This window comes from Pedobacter kyonggii (assembly GCF_004310665.1).
GTDB classification, from domain to species: Bacteria; Bacteroidota; Bacteroidia; order Sphingobacteriales; family Sphingobacteriaceae; genus Pedobacter; species Pedobacter kyonggii.
This window is the reverse complement of the sequence record NZ_SIXF01000020.1, coordinates 23,418-38,420: the sequence shown is the minus strand read 5'-3', so window position 1 is coordinate 38,420 and position 15,003 is coordinate 23,418. Positions and strand designations below refer to the sequence as shown.

Genomic DNA, 15,003 nt, shown 5'->3' with positions numbered 1-15,003 from the left:
TTTTGATCTGTGGTTAATTTTATGTTATAAAACGATGAGTAAGTTTTACCGGATAATCAAAACCGGAATATTTACCTTATGCCGTACAGAATCGACGGTGGTTCCGAAAATAAGGTCTTTTAAGCCTTTATGACCATGTGCACCCATTACCAATAGCTCCATCTCATTTTTGTTGCTGATATCTGCTATGGCTTTACCGGTACTGCCAAAACCTATAAAAGGCGTAGAATCATATCCAAGATCTTCCAGGTTAGCCCTATATTTCTCTAGGTTAGCAGCATCGCTCTGTGTTTCATGGTCCATTACTTCATTACCAAGATAGCGGGCTGCAGCAGTTTCTACAACATGGATAAGGTAATAGTGTGCATCTTTACCACCTTGAATTAAAGCATGCCTGATCGTGTTTCGATCGTTTTTAGAGAAATCTACGGCAATTCCTATTCGCTTATAACTGATTTTGTCTATTTTCCCAATATCCAAAGCATTCCCATGAGGTACTAGCTGTTTTGATGCATTCTTTTTCTTTTCTATTAACGGGTGGAAGAAAACATAAAGCAAGAGTAAAACGACAAGGATTAATGCTGGTATTACAATCACGTAAATCCACCAGTTATTGGCCTCTTTTGCCCAGCCGCTTATTTCTTCAATTACCAGTTTTACATTCAATGCGATAATAGCTAAAGCACTTGCCCATGCCAATATCTTAACCCATGGTTTAATTGCAAAATCTTTCATCAGTTTTTTATCTGATGTAAAATGAATTAATGGAATAATGGCAAAACCCAATTGCAAACTTAACACCACCTGACTCAGCACCAACAAGCCACCAAGTGCGTTTTCGCCGTAGTGTAATATAGTGAAAAATGCAGGGATAATGGCTAAAAGACGTGTAATCATGCGTCGTAACCAAGGTTGAATCCTTAAGTTAATGTGGCCTTCCATAATAATCTGTCCTGCTAAAGTTCCGGTAACAGTAGAACTTTGTCCGGCGGCGATTAGCGCTATAGCAAATAGGGTTGGAGCAACATTGCCAAAAATGTTCGAAAGTAGTTTATGTGCATCCTGAATTTCGGCCACCTCGTGTAATCCATTTTTATAAAAGGCGGCTGCTGCAAGAATTAGTATAGCGGCATTAACAAAAAAAGCAAGATTTAACGCAACCGTTGTATCAATGAGGTTAAATTTTAAAGCCTCCTTAATTCCTTTATTACTACGCTCAATCTTCCTGGTTTGTACTAAAGATGAATGCAGATACAGGTTATGCGGCATTACGGTGGCACCAATAATCCCGATGGCAATATAAAGCGCGTCGCCATTTAGTATAGAGGGCTCAAAACCTTTGGCTACCTCTTTAAGCGAGGGTTCTACAATAAACATTTCAACCAGAAAAGAAATACCTACAATAAAAACCATCGAAACGATAAAGCCTTCCATGGCCCGCATGCCTTTATTGAGTAAAAAGAGCAGTAAAATGGTATCGAAAATGGTAATCGAAATCCCCCAGATTAAAGGCAATCCGAAAAGGAGCTGTAAGCCAATGGCCATCCCGATAATTTCGGCTAAATCGCAGGCTATAATTGCGGTTTGTGCTAGGCCAAATAATGGAATATTGGCCCAGCGCGGATAAGCTTGTTTAGACGCCTGTGCTAAATCCAGACCTCTCACAATCCCCAAACGGGCGCTTAACGATTGTAAGAGTAACGCAATGAGGTTCGACATCAGTAAAACCCAAATTAATTGGTAACCGAATTTACTACCACCAGCTAAATCGGTTGCCCAGTTACCTGGATCCATGTAGCCAACACTAATTAAATAAGCAGGACCAATGAAAGCTAAAATTCTCCTCCAGCCTTTTCTTTTATCTGTATTTACACTTTGATGTACTTCACTTAACGATTCAGTTTTTGCCATTACTGCTGATTAAAATATGTTTTGCAACTTCTCTACTAATATTAACTTGTTTATCGGATAACAGGATTTCTACTGAACCATCGAAATCTGTCACATCGCTAATCTGAATTTTTTTGCCTAAGGTTAAGCCTAATTTTTCTAAATGTTTTAAAAATGCTGAACTATGCTGGGTAACACCTGTAATGGTGCCCTGATCGCCAATTTTTAGTTCGATTAATTTTATAAACTGGGTTTTGGCAAATCTTCCGTTTTTATCGGGAATGGGGTCGCCATGAGGATCGGCTTTCGGAAAGCCTAAAAACTCATCTAGTCTTTCAATCAGCTCAATTGATTTAATATGTTCCAACTCTTCAGCCACATCATGTACCTCATCCCACTTAAAGTTTAATTTATCAACCAGAAAAACTTCCCATAAGCGATGTTTTCGTACAATATCTATTGCTGTATTCTTTCCTATTTCGGTTAAAGTAACGCCTTGGTATTTAATATAATCAACTAAACCTTTATCGGCTAATTTCTTGATCATGTCAGTTACAGATGCCGGTTTGGTTTGCATTTGCTCTGCAATGGCATTGGTTTGAACGTTTATTGTTTTCTCTGCCAGATGGTAAATAGTCTTTAGATAGTTCTCTTCCGTGTAACTTTGCATTTATATTTATCTAATTTTATTTTTAGGTAAATCTAAAAATTTTTATTTAAAATATATATGATAAATTATGTTAAAATTTAGAATATAATTTGGTTATGTTTGTATTCTCAAATACCTTTAACACCATATGGCATCTGAATTAGATAAAATTGACTTTAAAATTTTAAGAATTCTTCAAGAGAATGGAAGAATTACCAACTTGCTTTTATCCCAAGAAATTGGTTTATCACCTGCGCCAACTTTAGAACGTGTACGCAAGCTTGAAATGGCAGGATATATTAAAAGTTATCATGCTTTGGTAGATGAAGAAAAACTGGGCTTAGGTATTAAAACCTTTATTCAGATTCAACTCGATTTTCATAAAAACAATACCATTCAGATCTTTTTGGATGAGGTAAATCAAATCAAGGAAATCACAGAGTGTCACCACGTTACTGGTCAGGCCGATTTTTTGTTAAAGGTTTATGTGAAAGACATTAAAGCGTACGAACGTTTAATTATGGATAAAATCAGTAAGATTTCTGTGGTTAAAACTTTCCAAACGATGATGATCATGTCGACCACTAAGAAAGAACCAATTGTGCCGCTGGAGTATTAACCCCATACCCCTAAAGGGGCTTTTAAGCATGATCGTCATCGGAATGTGGCAATCTTTTGTGGGAAATTGTACTGTCGTCACCCTGAATTTATTTCAGGGTCTTTCATCTCAATAAAGATGTTGAAATGAATTCAGCATGACGTGCGATTATCCAATATTATTTTATCAATAATTCCCGAAATTTCCTCAGCATTTTGATAAACCATAAAGTGCGTTCCGTTTTCAATCACAAAATCGGGTTGTGCGATTTTTGAATACAAAATTTTATCGTTGGTACCGTGGATATGGTAAGTGTTTTTAGGTTTGATTTTATTTTCCCAGCTTAAAATACTTCCGATTGCCCATTTCAAAAAATAAGGGTCTGTATCTTTTATAATTTTGCTCAACAAAGTTTTCTCACTACTGGAACGCGTACCGAAATAATAATTTTGAGTGAGCTTGTTCGATGATTTTAAAAACTGAGCGGGGATAAATTTCAGTAGACCTAGCTTGCCTGCGAAGCGATATAATGCTGGTAGATGAGCACTCAACATGGTACTCGAAATGATAATCGTTGTTGCAGGTTTTAATATTTTAGCAATTTCTACTGCAATCATCCCTCCAAAAGACACGCCCACCAAAGCAAACGGTTGGCTTAAGTCAACCACCTTACTTAGTCGGTCGGCGTACGAAGCTAATGACTCGTTTTTATTCGGAATAATCCAATCGATATGAATTATATTGATATTTTCAGTAAGCTTTAGCTTAGAAAAAATCCTTTTATCGGCACCTAAACCGCTGATAAAATAAGTATTCATTAGGCTGGTAAGTTCCAGTCGATAGGGCTTAAGTTGTTCTGTACTAAAAGCTGATTTGCTTTAGAGAAATGTTTCGATCCAAAAAAGCCATTGTAGGCAGAAAATGGTGATGGATGGGCAGCTGTAAGTACATAATGTTTTTTCTGATCAATTAAAGCCGCTTTTTGTTGCGCATATTTACCCCACAAAAGAAATATAATATGTTCGCGTTTTTGAGATAAAGCTTTAATAATTTCATCAGTGAAAATTTCCCAGCCACGGTTTTGATGCGAGCCTGCTTCCGAAGCACGAACAGTTAAAGTTGCATTTAACAACAATACACCTTGTTCTGCCCAATGTGTTAAGTGCCCATGATTTGGCGTTTTAAAACCTTCAATATCAGTTTCCAGTTCCTTGTAAATATTTTTTAATGATGGAGGAACGGCTACGCCGCGTTGTACCGAAAAGGATAGGCCATGAGCCTGGCCAACACCATGATAGGGGTCTTGACCTAAAATTACAACCTTTACCTGGTCAAATGGCGTGGTGTTTAATGCGTTGAAAATATCAGTACCTTTTGGGTAAACTGTGGCTCCTTTGTCTTTCTCCTCCTGTAGAAAAGACTTAAGGCTTTTTATATAGTCTTTTTTAAATTCTTCCTCTAAAACGGCTAACCAACCTGGTTCTAATGCTGCAGACATGTTTTTTATGTAAGATATGTAATGTAAAATGAAATTTGTGCTTGGTCAATGGTTTGGGCGTTCATTTGGCCGGTAGGCTATTAACCATAAACTATCAGACGATGAACCACAAGTCGTCTCAAAAGTTTAAGATTTCTTCTTATATATCGCTAGTAAATCACCCTCGAGTGTTGTTTTTGGCCCCTCTATAATCCGTTCCAGTTCTTTTCCTTTTTTATCAAGAACAATAAAAGTTGGTACCCTTACAATATCCAGGCCGTCTATAATGCCATTTTCAGCTTTTTTATTTCCGTCAACTGCAATAATTTCTACGTTTTTCCCTTTAAAGTGCAAGGCATCTAAAATTTTAAAGAAGTTTGGTACGTTTGCTTTGCTATCGCCGCACCAGGTGCCCAAAACAATTTTTATTTTCTCGTTTTTAACCAGTTTTTTCAGTTCGATCATGGTTGCTGCATCGGGTACATATGCCGTGTAAAGTGGATCGTACATTTCTTTAAATTCAGGAAAAGTGGTAATTCCTTCACGCGTACAGGCGTTAATCAGAATATCTTTATTGTGGACTTGATCGTGTATTTTTTTATTAACTTCTTGTGCAGAAACATTCATTGCAAGTACGATTAGGGTGAGGGATAATAGGATTTTCATATTTAAGAGACGGTTTTTGTGAGCTTTTAAATTTTTAATGAAATTATTGTTTTAAAATCTAATTTCTGCCATTTAAACACGATATTTGCAAAAAAAAATAATTAGAATAAAATTTATGCCAAATATTATCAGATTAATTGCGGGGTTTGCTTTACTGGGTGGCGCAGTAGCTTTATTTATTTTCGGCTTTTGGCCTTGGGGCATTGTTGCCATTTTATTGGGAATAATTGTGCTTGTAACTTATTTCTTTAATGAGAACATGCTTTTAGCACAATGGTTTCTTAGAAAAGATAACATGCCTAAAGCAAAAATGTTTTTAGATCGGATTACCAATTACGAAACGCAGTTGATCAAAGTTCAACATGGTTATTATAATTTATTGATTGGGTTAATTGAAAGCAGAACAGCACCGATGCAAAGTGAGAAGTATTTCAAAAAATCGCTTGCATTGGGCATGCAAATGGATCATAACATTGCTTTAGCAAAATTAAGTTTAGCAGGTATTGCAATGGCTAAGCGTAACAAACGCGAAGCGACCATGTACCTTGCAGAAGCTAAAAAAGCAGATAAAAATAAATTACTGGCCGATCAGATTAAACAAATGAAAGATCAGATGGGCATGATGGATAAGCAACAGCAAGTTCGTTACAGATAAAATTTTAAAGCCATTTCTTAACTTGGATGGCTTTTTTGTTTCAGCTCAATTTTGTTTATTGAAAATTGCAGCGTATAAATTGCTATTTTTATGGATAACTAACTTTTAAATATTCATGAAAAAAGTATCTTATTTACCCATACTGGCTTCCTTAGTCATTCTAGGTGCTTGCAATAACAAAAAAGATGCTGAAGAAAGCAATGAAAGCTTTTCATCGGCTAATCCTTTTTTTAAAGCAAGCGAACTTGCCTTTCAGGCGCCTGCCTTCGACAAAATTAAAACCGGCGATTTTAAACCCGCATTGGAAGAAGGAATGAAGCAGCAGATGGACGAAATCCAGAAAATTGCTGATCAGACTGAAGCACCTAGTTTTGAAAATATCATTTTGGCCATTGAAAAAAGCGGACAATTGCTGAACCGGACAAGTATGGTTTTTAACCTACTTACAGGTGCCAATACCAATCCCGAATTGCAAAAGGTTAAAGAAGAGGAGGCTCCTAAATTAACTGCAAATACCGATGCCATTTATTTAAATACTAAACTTTTTAACCGGGTAGAAACCCTTTACAAAAAGAAGGATCAGCTGAAACTGGATGCCGAATCGTTGCGCTTACTAGAGTCTTATTACCAAAAATTTGAATTGGCAGGAGCAAAGCTATCTGATGCTGACAAAGATAAGCTTAAAGAGCTGAATAAAGAAGAAGCTACTTTGGGTGCAAAGTTTACTGCACAGTTACAGGCAGCCGGTAAAGGTTTAAAAAATACTACTCAACAGCCTGAATTGCAATCAATGGCCGATCGTGCCAAGCGAGAAGAACTTTTTAACAAATCATGGAACAGGGCCGAAAAAGGCGATGCAAATGATACCCGTAAAATAATTTCAAGAATTGCACAGATCCGTTCTGCTCAGGCTGCATTGCTTGGCTTTAAAAATTATGCGGCTTGGAAATTGCAAAATCAGATGGCTAAAACGCCCGAAGCAGTTGAAGATTTTTTTAGTAAAGTTATTCCGGCTGCTACCGCTAAAGCAAAAAGTGAAGCGGCAGATATACAAGCCGTAATCGATCAGCAAAAAGGTGGCTTTAAATTAGCTCCTTGGGATTGGGACTATTATGCCGAACAAGTCCGCAAAGCAAAATTCGATTTAGATGAAAATGAGGTTAAGCCCTATTTCGAGTTAAATAAAGTACTCATCAATGGTGTTTTTTATGCTGCAACACAACTTTACGGTATTACTTTTAAGGAACGTAAAGATTTACCTGTTTACCAGGAAGATGTTCGTGTTTTTGATGTGATAGACAAAGACGGGAAACAGCTAGGTCTGTTTTATTGTGATTACTATAAGCGTGATAATAAAGATGGTGGTGCCTGGATGGATAACCTTGTTCCCCAATCTAAGCTATTCGGCACGATACCCGTTATTTATAATGTCTGTAATTTTACCAAACCCGAAGCCGGAAAACCAGCATTAATTAGTTTTGATGATGTTACAACCATGTTTCATGAATTTGGACACGGTTTACATGGTCTGTTTGCCAACCAGCAATATCCCAGTCTTTCTGGTACAAGTGTAGCCCGCGATTATGTGGAATTTCCTTCCCAGTTTAATGAACATTGGGCTTCCGATCCAAAAATATTAAAGAATTATGCCCTTCACTATCAAACCGGAGCACAGATGCCACAGGCTTTGTTAGATAAAATTAAAAAGGCGAGTTCATTTAACCAGGGGTATATTTTTACTGAAGCATTGGCAGCAGCTGATCTGGATATGCAGTGGCATACGATTTCTCCTGGTTCACCATTGGAGGATGTCGACAAATTTGAAGCCGAGGCTTTAAAGAAAACCAATCTAAATTTATCGTATGTGCCGCCACGTTACCGCTCCAGCTATTTTCTGCATATCTGGAGTAATGGTTACGCCGCAGGTTATTACGCCTATAGCTGGACTTCTATGCTAGAAAATGATGCCTTTTCTTGGTTTCAGGAGAATGGAGGATTGACCAGGGCAAATGGTCAGCGTTTTAGGGATATGATTCTGTCCAAAGGAAATACCGAAGATCTTGGCAAAATGTTTTTTAATTTCAGGGGACATAATCCTGATATTAAACCAATGCTTAAAAAACGCGGATTATTATAAGAGAATATTATAGTACAAAGGACAGTTAACAATTGTCCTTTGTACTATAGTCAATAAGGGGTCAGAATGGGGACGCTGTAGTTATGGTACTATTTTCCATTAAATCCCATCTCTGGCGATGAACCTTTCTTTACCCAAAAGAAACTGAATAGCCTTTTTTACATTGCGGTTTACCGATTCTTCCGTTTTGAGGTTGGCAATATAACGTATAATTTCCTTCTGTAAATGGGGGGCAAGGCCGTCAAATACATCCTTAGCTTGTTTATTTTCTACTAAAGCCTGTTCTAACTTAGGATTTATCCTTATTGTTCGTTCTTCAGTATCAAATTCAATTTCGAAGCTTGCAGTATCTCCAACATCTTTGCCTGCCGCTTTTCTCATAGGCGTATTCAGGTACAAACGCCAATCGCCTGCATACCTTACCAGTGTTTGTTTAAACCCATGTCCATCAATTTTCATCGTAATCGCAAGTTGACCTTTGTCCTTCCCAGCTTGATGGAAAACATAGTTTAATGCTTCTTCCGGTACAAATACAAAGGGATTGATGCCAATAATCTTAATTTCAGCAGTAAATGGCACAGGTTTCTTATTATCCATTAATTAAAGATATTGTCTTTGATTAAAACTCCATAATTTTTTGCCAATAAATCAGACGCTATGCGCGCTGCTTAACTCCATTCGCCAATCGTTCATCGCAAAAAAAATCAAAACCAAACGCTATTTTCCATTGTAGTTTATATAAAATCTAATACTATGGCAACATCACAAGAAGGGAGTACCAACAATACTCAGGAAGAAAATAATATTAAAGATTTGGGTGGTAAAGCAGCCATCGAAAAACTTAGGAGCTTGGCTGAAAAGGCCGAAAGCTGTTTTTTCTGTACCAATATTAAAACTGGTGTACCCTTATCGGTAAGGCCAATGGCCATTCAGCAGGTCGACGATGAGGGGAACATTTGGTTTATGAGCATGAAAGACAGTCATAAAAATGACGAAATTTCTAGTGATCCTTTTACTCATCTGTTGTTTCAGGCAGGTGCACACTCGGGTTTTGTAAATATTTATGGAATTTCGGAAATCATTAGAGATCAGGCTAAAATCGACGAGCTTTGGAGCCCGTTTATTAAAACATGGTTTCAGGGAGGGAAAGACGATCCAGATATTACCTTGATTAAGGTTATCCCTTCGGAGGGATACTATTGGGATACCAAACACGGCACTGCAGTTGCATTTTTAAAAATGGCAGTGTCGGTAATTACAGGAAAAACAATGGATGATTCGGTAGAAGGAACTTTGGAGGTTGATTAAAAGGGGTAACTGCTGGAATCGGTTAACTGGTTAATTGTTGCAATCAACTATCAACTGAGAATTCCCAACTGCAAACTGATTATTTATCTCCTAAATAATCGAATCCTTCAAATTCTTCTCTTTGAGCTCTTTTGCTTAAGATATCTTCTTCTTCGGCCTGTACTCTTGAGAAGAATAAGGCTTCGGCCTGGATTCTTTTTATTAACTGACGTACCAGCGTTAAATCAAAAGCATCTTTGCTTAATTTAATGCAGTACTCTCTTTCGTTGATTTCTAAACTTGACGTATTCATATCGCAATGATTTTAATTATCGATTGCTGTAAATATAGAGAAGGCTTGCTAAACAATTGTTAGCAAGCCTTTTAAGTTTATGTTATGTTTTTGTTAAAATCAAATCCGCAATCGCCTTTTTTCAGGCATCAGATTCGACTATTTATGCGATAAGAATAAGCCATCATCTGTTTTGGCAACTTTTAAGATTCCTTTTGCAGTTAAAGCTTTTAAGGTTGTATCCCATTTCTTATTACTCCAATCAGCCAGTTTCCCTTTTACTTCAGTTAACAGATATTGTTCGCCTTCTGAAACCAGTGCATATAATTCTGTTTCTTCAGATGTCATTTCTATTTTCTTTTTCTCAGGACGCATCTGCGGGAAGAATAAAACTTCCTGGATGGTGCTTTGATTGGTCATTAACATCACCAAACGATCAATACCGATACCCAAACCTGAAGTAGGCGGCATGCCATATTCTAATGCACGTACGAAATCATCATCCATGGCCATGGCCTCATCATCTCCGCGTGCAGCTAACTTTAACTGATCTTCTAAACGCTCTTTTTGGTCAATAGGATCGTTTAATTCTGAGTAAGCATTCGCAATCTCCTTACCATTAACAAATAGTTCAAAACGTTCTACCAAACCTTCTGCCGTACGGTGCTTTTTAGCAAGCGGTGTCATTTCGATTGGGTAGTCGGTAATGTAGGTTGGCTGAATTAAATTCGCTTCAACTTTAGCACCGAAAATTTCATCAATTAGTTTACCGCGGCCCATCGTATCATCGATTTCGATACCTAAATCTTTACAAGTCTGCGCAATTTCTTCTTCTGTCATTGCGGAAACATCAATTCCAGTATATTTTTGGATCGACTCGTACATGGTTAATTTTTCGTACGGTCCTTCAAAATTAATTTCGTTGGCACCAACTTTAACTACACTTGCACCAGTTGTTGCAATAGCTACTTTTTCTAAACATTCTTCAACCATTGCCATCATCCAGATATAATCTTTGTAGGCAACGTAAATTTCCATTGAAGTAAATTCAGGGTTATGCGTACGGTCCATCCCTTCGTTACGGAACATTTTACCGAATTCATATACACCATCAAAACCTGCAACGATTAATCTTTTTAAATAAAGTTCATTTGCAATACGCAAATAAAGCGGCATATCTAAAGTATTATGATGTGTGGCAAAAGGACGCGCCGCTGCGCCACCATGAATCGGCTGGAGGATAGGCGTTTCTACTTCCATCCAACCCTGGTTATCAAAATAATTGCGCATGGTGTTAATCACCTTGCTACGTTTGATAAAGATCTGTTTAAAATCAGGGTTCACCGTTAAATCCACATAACGCATGCGGTAACGCAATTCCGGATTGGTAAATCCATCGTAAACATTACCTTCATCATCGCGTTTAACGATTGGTAGAGGACGCAGTGACTTAGAAAGTACCTTAAATTCAGTAACATGTACAGAAATTTCTCCCGTTTGCGTAGTGAATACGTATCCTTTAACGCCAATGAAATCGCCGATATCTAAAAGTTTTTTAAATACTGTGTTATATAAGGTTTTATCATCACCAGGACAAAGTTCATCGCGCTTTAAGTAGATTTGAATTCGGCCGGTAGAATCCTGTAACTCCGTAAACGAGGCAGCGCCCATAATATTACGGCTCATAATTCTACCTGCTAATACTACGGTCTTGTATGCTGTCTTATCTACTGCATAATTAGCTAATATATCTGCTGCATATGCATTTACTTCATACGCTTCTGCAGGATAAGGCTCAATGCCTAATGCGCGTAATTGTTTTAGCGACTCACGTCGTAATACTTCTTGTTCTGATAATCCTATACTCATTTCAGGTATTTTTTGCAAAAGTAATGCTCTTGCATTTTTTGTTATTGTTAAATTTTGGTGCTTTAATGAAAAAGAAATAATTAGCTGATTAAATTTTGAATTAATATTGGAAAAAATTCAATTTTCAGGACTAATTAGCTATCCACTTAAAACAGATGGTTGCAAAGATAAGAAAGCTATTGTAATTACTAAATGCTTTATTAGATATAACATCGCATTTTAGCATGTTAAAAGCCAATGAGATAAAAAATGGATGATGGGAAACTTACCAGCAGTATTTATTCCATATCAATTAACGGATCCCAGAATACCTTTTTAAGGTTTTGAACTTTCAGGTTTTTAATTTCAACGCCTTCGCGTTCGAGGAGTTCCTGTCTTTTAGCTGTAGATGATGGATCGCCGCTGAGCAAGCCATTGCTGCTGATTACTCTATAATAAGGAACAGGAGGCTGTGCTGACCCGCAAGCACCAATGGCTCTGGCAACCATTCTCGATAAATTAGGCGTGCCAATGGCTTTTGCAATTGCTCCGTAAGACGTTACCCTTCCTTTGGGTATTTCCCTGGTTAAATCCCAAACCTGTTCAAAAAATAAATCGTGTTTCATCCTTTTGGCAAATGATACATAAAGCTATTAAATATATCTGTTTCATAATTCGTCATTGGAATTTATTTTATTAAGGACTTTTCTATAGTTTCATTGGTATAATAACTACTCCATGGTCAGATCCCTTCTGAAGTTTTTAAGTATTTAATCGGGTAAATTTTTCAACGATATGAATTTAGTGTTTTACAGATATTATATTTGTTTGGATGTGAATAGCCATTTAGAAAACGATGCCCGATATAAAACAAATACCGCCTTCTAGTTTTGAATTTTTAAGGTTATTAAAAAATAACAACGAACGTGAGTGGTTTAATGACCATAAAACAGCCTACCAGAAAGAACTTGCATACATAGAAGCTTTTGCACAGGATTTATTAGACCTCATGAATACTCACGATGTGATTGAAACACCATCGGGAAAGAAAAGTTTATACCGGATATACCGCGATACCCGTTTCTCAAATGATAAAACGCCTTATAAAACACATTGGAGCGGAAGTTTTAAACGGGCAGGTAAACAAAGAAGGGGTGGTTATTATTTTCATATCGAACCAGGTAATAGTTTTGTGGCTGGTGGTTTTTTCGGGCCTTCTCCTCAAGATTTGAAATTGATAAGGGAAAATATAGCTTTTGATGCCGGACCCTTGAGAGACATATTAAGTGATGAAACTTTTATTGCTTCCTTCGAAACTTTGAAAGGCGAGCAATTAAAGACTGCTCCAAAGGGTTTTGATGGAGATCATCCGGATATCGATCTGTTACGATATAAGCAATTTCTTTTGGTTCATCGATTTACTGATGAGCAAGTTATGAGCAAAGAATACCTGGGGTATTGTAATCAGGAATTTAAAAATATGCGACCTTTCTTTGATTATATGAGCGAAATATTAACAACCGATGCAAATGGATTGGAACTGTAATTGATTTTTGTATCAGTTATTTAATTATGATTCGGCTTCTATACCTTCCTCATACATTTCGTTAATTGCTTCGGCATATTTCTTTTCTACAATACGACGTTTAACTTTCATGGTAGGGGTAATTTCTCCTTCATCTATATTGAAAGGATTACGCTTGATCTTAAAGTTTTTAATGCGCTCAAACTTAGCCAGCTCGTTTGATATTTTTTTAATATCCTGTTCCATCCAATCTATAATTTCCTGATCGCGGATAAAAGGATCAGCCTCTTCAAAAAATGATGGTTTGAGTTTAAAGGTTTCTTCCAAAGTTTCCCTGTTGGGGATAATAATTGCTGTAATAAACTCACGTTTATCTCCAATTAAAAAAAGCTGATCAATTTTTGGGCTTTTTAAGTAGATATTTTCTACCGGGGTAGGGTAAACATTTTTGCCATAGGCATTTACGATCATGTTTTTTAGGCGGTCGGTGATCTGTAAATTACCTTTATAAAAACGGCCAATATCTCCGGTATGGAACCACATGTCTTTATCTATCGCTTCGGCTGTTTCTGCAGGTTTGTTAAAGTAGCCTTTCATTACGCAGTGACCGCGTACAATTACTTCACCTTCAGCACATTCAAATTCTTCGTTAAAAGTATTGTGCGTTTGGATACTGAGCATTTCTTTAGTTTCGACATCTTGTATACCCACTTCAATTCCTGGAATTACGCGGCCTACAGTGCCATAAACCTGCCTGTGGTATTCGGTAACCGACATTACGGGCGAGGTTTCTGTTAAGCCAAATCCTTCTAATATTTTAATACCTAAATCACCAAAAAATTCACCCACATTTTTAGGTAGAGCGGCACCGCCCGAAATCATAAACTTTAAACGGCCACCTGTTTTTTCTTTGATTTTACTGAAAACCAGTTTCTCTGCTACTCCTTTTTTGGCTGATAAAATGAAGCCTGGGTTTTTGCCAGCTTCTTTTGCTAAACGGTATTTGTTACCAGTTTCTAAGGCCCAGGTAAATATTTTTGCTTTTGTACCTCCACCAGCAGTTCCTCCTTTTATCGCTTTATCGTGTATGCGTTCTAAAAGGCGCGGAACGCAGCTCATTACGGTAGGACGAACTTCGCCCATGTTTTTAGCCAATAATTCTAAACTTTGGGCAAATGCAATTTTACAGCCCTGTGCGCAGCAAACATGGTAAGTTGCTGTACGCTCGAATACGTGCGATAGCGGTAGAAAGGAAAGGAAAGTTTCCGTTTGATCAATCACAGGGATCTGTTGCAGGCAAACCTCCACATTCTTAACAAAGTTATAATGGGTAAGCATTACGCCTTTTGGGGTTCCTGTTGTTCCCGAGGTGTAAATTAAAGAGGAAACATCGTCAGGTAAAACCAAACTTCTGCATTGGTCTATATCAGCCCTTTCGGCAGCCGTAACCTGATGTTTAAGCGCCAGGATATCAGAAAAGGCAATAACTTCTACATGTACGTCCTCTGGAATAACAACTTTTTCAAAATCTTTAAAAGCAGGAATAATATATTTTAACTGTTTGCAATTGGCTGCTACCTTTAATACTTTACGGTATAAAAAGTTGTTCCCGATAAGAATAGCTTTTATGCCAGAATCGTTAATGATGTAAGCTACTTCCTGTTCAGAAAGCGTGGGGTAAATAGATACGTTAATTACACCAATCTGCTGTATTCCCTGATCATAATAAACGTATTCAGGAGAATTCTCGATCATTAATCCTAATCGGTCGCCTTTTTTTATTCCTTTCTCTAAAAAGAAAGCAGAAACAGCGTCGGCTCTTTTTAAAGTATCTTCATAAGAAATTTCAGTCCATTCTGTACCTTGTTTATGGATCAAAAAGGTTTCTTGAGGTTTATGGATGTTTTTTACAACATTCCGCAACAAGGTAGGAACAGTTGAAAATTCGTTTATTAATGGCATGCTCGTATTGGTTCGCT

15 protein-coding genes are annotated in these 15,003 nt (G+C 37.3%); 5 read left to right on the top strand and 10 right to left on the bottom strand.

The window, feature by feature from the left end:
• Positions 1–45: 45 nt before the first annotated feature.
• On the bottom strand, positions 46–1,911 hold the full coding sequence (locus tag EYS08_RS17815; RefSeq protein ID WP_131031377.1) for an Nramp family divalent metal transporter: 1,866 nt from the start codon (positions 1,909–1,911) through the stop codon (positions 46–48).
• Entirely contained in the window at positions 1,898–2,560 is a 663-nt protein-coding gene (locus EYS08_RS17810; protein WP_131031376.1) for a metal-dependent transcriptional regulator, read from the bottom strand. Before EYS08_RS17810 ends, EYS08_RS17815 begins: the two co-directional genes overlap by 14 nt.
• A gap of 127 nt (positions 2,561–2,687) precedes the next feature.
• On the opposite strand from EYS08_RS17810, the gene EYS08_RS17805 reads away from it, so the two are divergent.
• Positions 2,688–3,158 carry an Lrp/AsnC family transcriptional regulator gene (locus tag EYS08_RS17805; protein ID WP_025142637.1) on the top strand — a complete coding sequence of 157 codons (471 nt, stop codon included), beginning with the start codon at positions 2,688–2,690 and terminating at the stop codon, positions 3,156–3,158.
• A gap of 131 nt (positions 3,159–3,289) precedes the next feature.
• Here the strand turns inward: EYS08_RS17805 and EYS08_RS17800 are convergent, their stop codons facing one another.
• The 3 genes from EYS08_RS17800 to EYS08_RS17790 all read right to left on the bottom strand — a co-directional run bounded on the left by EYS08_RS17800 (position 3,290) and on the right by EYS08_RS17790 (position 5,280).
• Positions 3,290–3,955 (bottom strand): alpha/beta hydrolase, encoded by a 666-nt coding sequence (locus EYS08_RS17800; protein WP_131031375.1) that lies wholly within the window; start codon positions 3,953–3,955, stop codon positions 3,290–3,292.
• Entirely contained in the window at positions 3,955–4,635 is a 681-nt protein-coding gene (gene ung / locus EYS08_RS17795) for a uracil-DNA glycosylase (RefSeq protein WP_131031374.1), read from the bottom strand. The genes EYS08_RS17800 and ung overlap by 1 nt, the downstream gene beginning before the upstream one ends.
• A 126-nt stretch (positions 4,636–4,761) precedes the next feature.
• A complete protein-coding gene (locus tag EYS08_RS17790; protein ID WP_131031373.1) occupies positions 4,762–5,280 on the bottom strand; it encodes a thioredoxin family protein in 519 nt (172 codons plus the stop codon).
• 115 nt (positions 5,281–5,395) lie between these two features.
• Here EYS08_RS17790 and EYS08_RS17785 point away from each other — a divergent pair, with 115 nt between their 5' ends.
• Both EYS08_RS17785 and EYS08_RS17780 read left to right on the top strand, forming a co-directional pair.
• Positions 5,396–5,935, top strand: coding sequence for a DUF2892 domain-containing protein (locus EYS08_RS17785; RefSeq protein ID WP_029280631.1), 540 nt, complete (start codon positions 5,396–5,398; stop codon positions 5,933–5,935).
• A 115-nt stretch (positions 5,936–6,050) separates the two neighbouring features.
• Positions 6,051–8,072, top strand: a complete 2,022-nt coding sequence (locus EYS08_RS17780; protein ID WP_131031370.1) for a M3 family metallopeptidase — start codon at positions 6,051–6,053, stop codon at positions 8,070–8,072.
• Positions 8,073–8,171: 99 nt separating this feature from the next.
• Here the strand turns inward: EYS08_RS17780 and EYS08_RS17775 are convergent, their stop codons facing one another.
• A complete protein-coding gene (locus EYS08_RS17775) occupies positions 8,172–8,669 on the bottom strand; it encodes a YdeI/OmpD-associated family protein (RefSeq protein WP_131031368.1) in 498 nt (165 codons plus the stop codon).
• A gap of 156 nt (positions 8,670–8,825) precedes the next feature.
• Here EYS08_RS17775 and EYS08_RS17770 point away from each other — a divergent pair, with 156 nt between their 5' ends.
• Entirely contained in the window at positions 8,826–9,380 is a 555-nt protein-coding gene (locus EYS08_RS17770; RefSeq protein WP_131031366.1) for a pyridoxamine 5'-phosphate oxidase family protein, read from the top strand.
• Between the two features lie 79 nt (positions 9,381–9,459).
• Here the strand turns inward: EYS08_RS17770 and EYS08_RS17765 are convergent, their stop codons facing one another.
• From EYS08_RS17765 to EYS08_RS17755, 3 genes are all read right to left on the bottom strand, one after another.
• The gene (locus EYS08_RS17765) at positions 9,460–9,672 is read right to left on the bottom strand and encodes a hypothetical protein (RefSeq protein WP_029275714.1); all 213 of its coding nucleotides are present in this window, start codon (positions 9,670–9,672) and stop codon (positions 9,460–9,462) included.
• Between the two features lie 138 nt (positions 9,673–9,810).
• The gene (gene lysS, locus EYS08_RS17760; protein WP_131031336.1) at positions 9,811–11,520 is read right to left on the bottom strand and encodes a lysine--tRNA ligase; all 1,710 of its coding nucleotides are present in this window, start codon (positions 11,518–11,520) and stop codon (positions 9,811–9,813) included.
• A 278-nt stretch (positions 11,521–11,798) separates the two neighbouring features.
• Positions 11,799–12,125: an MGMT family protein gene (locus tag EYS08_RS17755; RefSeq protein ID WP_131031334.1), complete on the bottom strand. Its 327-nt coding sequence runs from the start codon at positions 12,123–12,125 to the stop codon at positions 11,799–11,801.
• Positions 12,126–12,355: 230 nt separating this feature from the next.
• Between EYS08_RS17755 and EYS08_RS17750 the strand changes: the two genes are divergently transcribed.
• Positions 12,356–13,045, top strand: coding sequence for a DUF2461 domain-containing protein (locus tag EYS08_RS17750; RefSeq protein ID WP_131031332.1), 690 nt, complete (start codon positions 12,356–12,358; stop codon positions 13,043–13,045).
• Positions 13,046–13,069: 24 nt separating this feature from the next.
• On the opposite strand, the gene EYS08_RS17745 is transcribed toward EYS08_RS17750, so the two are convergent.
• Positions 13,070–14,986 carry an AMP-dependent synthetase/ligase gene (locus EYS08_RS17745; protein WP_131031330.1) on the bottom strand — a complete coding sequence of 639 codons (1,917 nt, stop codon included), beginning with the start codon at positions 14,984–14,986 and terminating at the stop codon, positions 13,070–13,072.
• Between the last annotated feature and the right edge of the window lie 17 nt (positions 14,987–15,003).

Bases quoted from the DNA above. Each gene is read 5' to 3' on its own strand.
- EYS08_RS17805 (WP_025142637.1), top strand. From the start codon at position 2,688: ATGGCATCTGAATTAGATAAAATTGACTTTAAAATTTTAAGAATTCTT.
- EYS08_RS17750 (WP_131031332.1), top strand. From the start codon at position 12,356: ATGCCCGATATAAAACAAATACCGCCTTCTAGTTTTGAATTTTTAAGG.
- EYS08_RS17745 (WP_131031330.1), bottom strand. From the start codon at position 14,986: ATGCCATTAATAAACGAATTTTCAACTGTTCCTACCTTGTTGCGGAAT.
- EYS08_RS17815 (WP_131031377.1), bottom strand. From the start codon at position 1,911: ATGGCAAAAACTGAATCGTTAAGTGAAGTACATCAAAGTGTAAATACA.
- EYS08_RS17755 (WP_131031334.1), bottom strand. From the start codon at position 12,125: ATGAAACACGATTTATTTTTTGAACAGGTTTGGGATTTAACCAGGGAA.
- EYS08_RS17790 (WP_131031373.1), bottom strand. From the start codon at position 5,280: ATGAAAATCCTATTATCCCTCACCCTAATCGTACTTGCAATGAATGTT.
- EYS08_RS17800 (WP_131031375.1), bottom strand. From the start codon at position 3,955: ATGAATACTTATTTTATCAGCGGTTTAGGTGCCGATAAAAGGATTTTT.
- EYS08_RS17770 (WP_131031366.1), top strand. From the start codon at position 8,826: ATGGCAACATCACAAGAAGGGAGTACCAACAATACTCAGGAAGAAAAT.
- EYS08_RS17765 (WP_029275714.1), bottom strand. From the start codon at position 9,672: ATGAATACGTCAAGTTTAGAAATCAACGAAAGAGAGTACTGCATTAAA.
- lysS (WP_131031336.1), bottom strand. From the start codon at position 11,520: ATGAGTATAGGATTATCAGAACAAGAAGTATTACGACGTGAGTCGCTA.
- EYS08_RS17810 (WP_131031376.1), bottom strand. From the start codon at position 2,560: ATGCAAAGTTACACGGAAGAGAACTATCTAAAGACTATTTACCATCTG.
- ung (WP_131031374.1), bottom strand. From the start codon at position 4,635: ATGTCTGCAGCATTAGAACCAGGTTGGTTAGCCGTTTTAGAGGAAGAA.
- EYS08_RS17785 (WP_029280631.1), top strand. From the start codon at position 5,396: ATGCCAAATATTATCAGATTAATTGCGGGGTTTGCTTTACTGGGTGGC.
- EYS08_RS17780 (WP_131031370.1), top strand. From the start codon at position 6,051: ATGAAAAAAGTATCTTATTTACCCATACTGGCTTCCTTAGTCATTCTA.
- EYS08_RS17775 (WP_131031368.1), bottom strand. From the start codon at position 8,669: ATGGATAATAAGAAACCTGTGCCATTTACTGCTGAAATTAAGATTATT.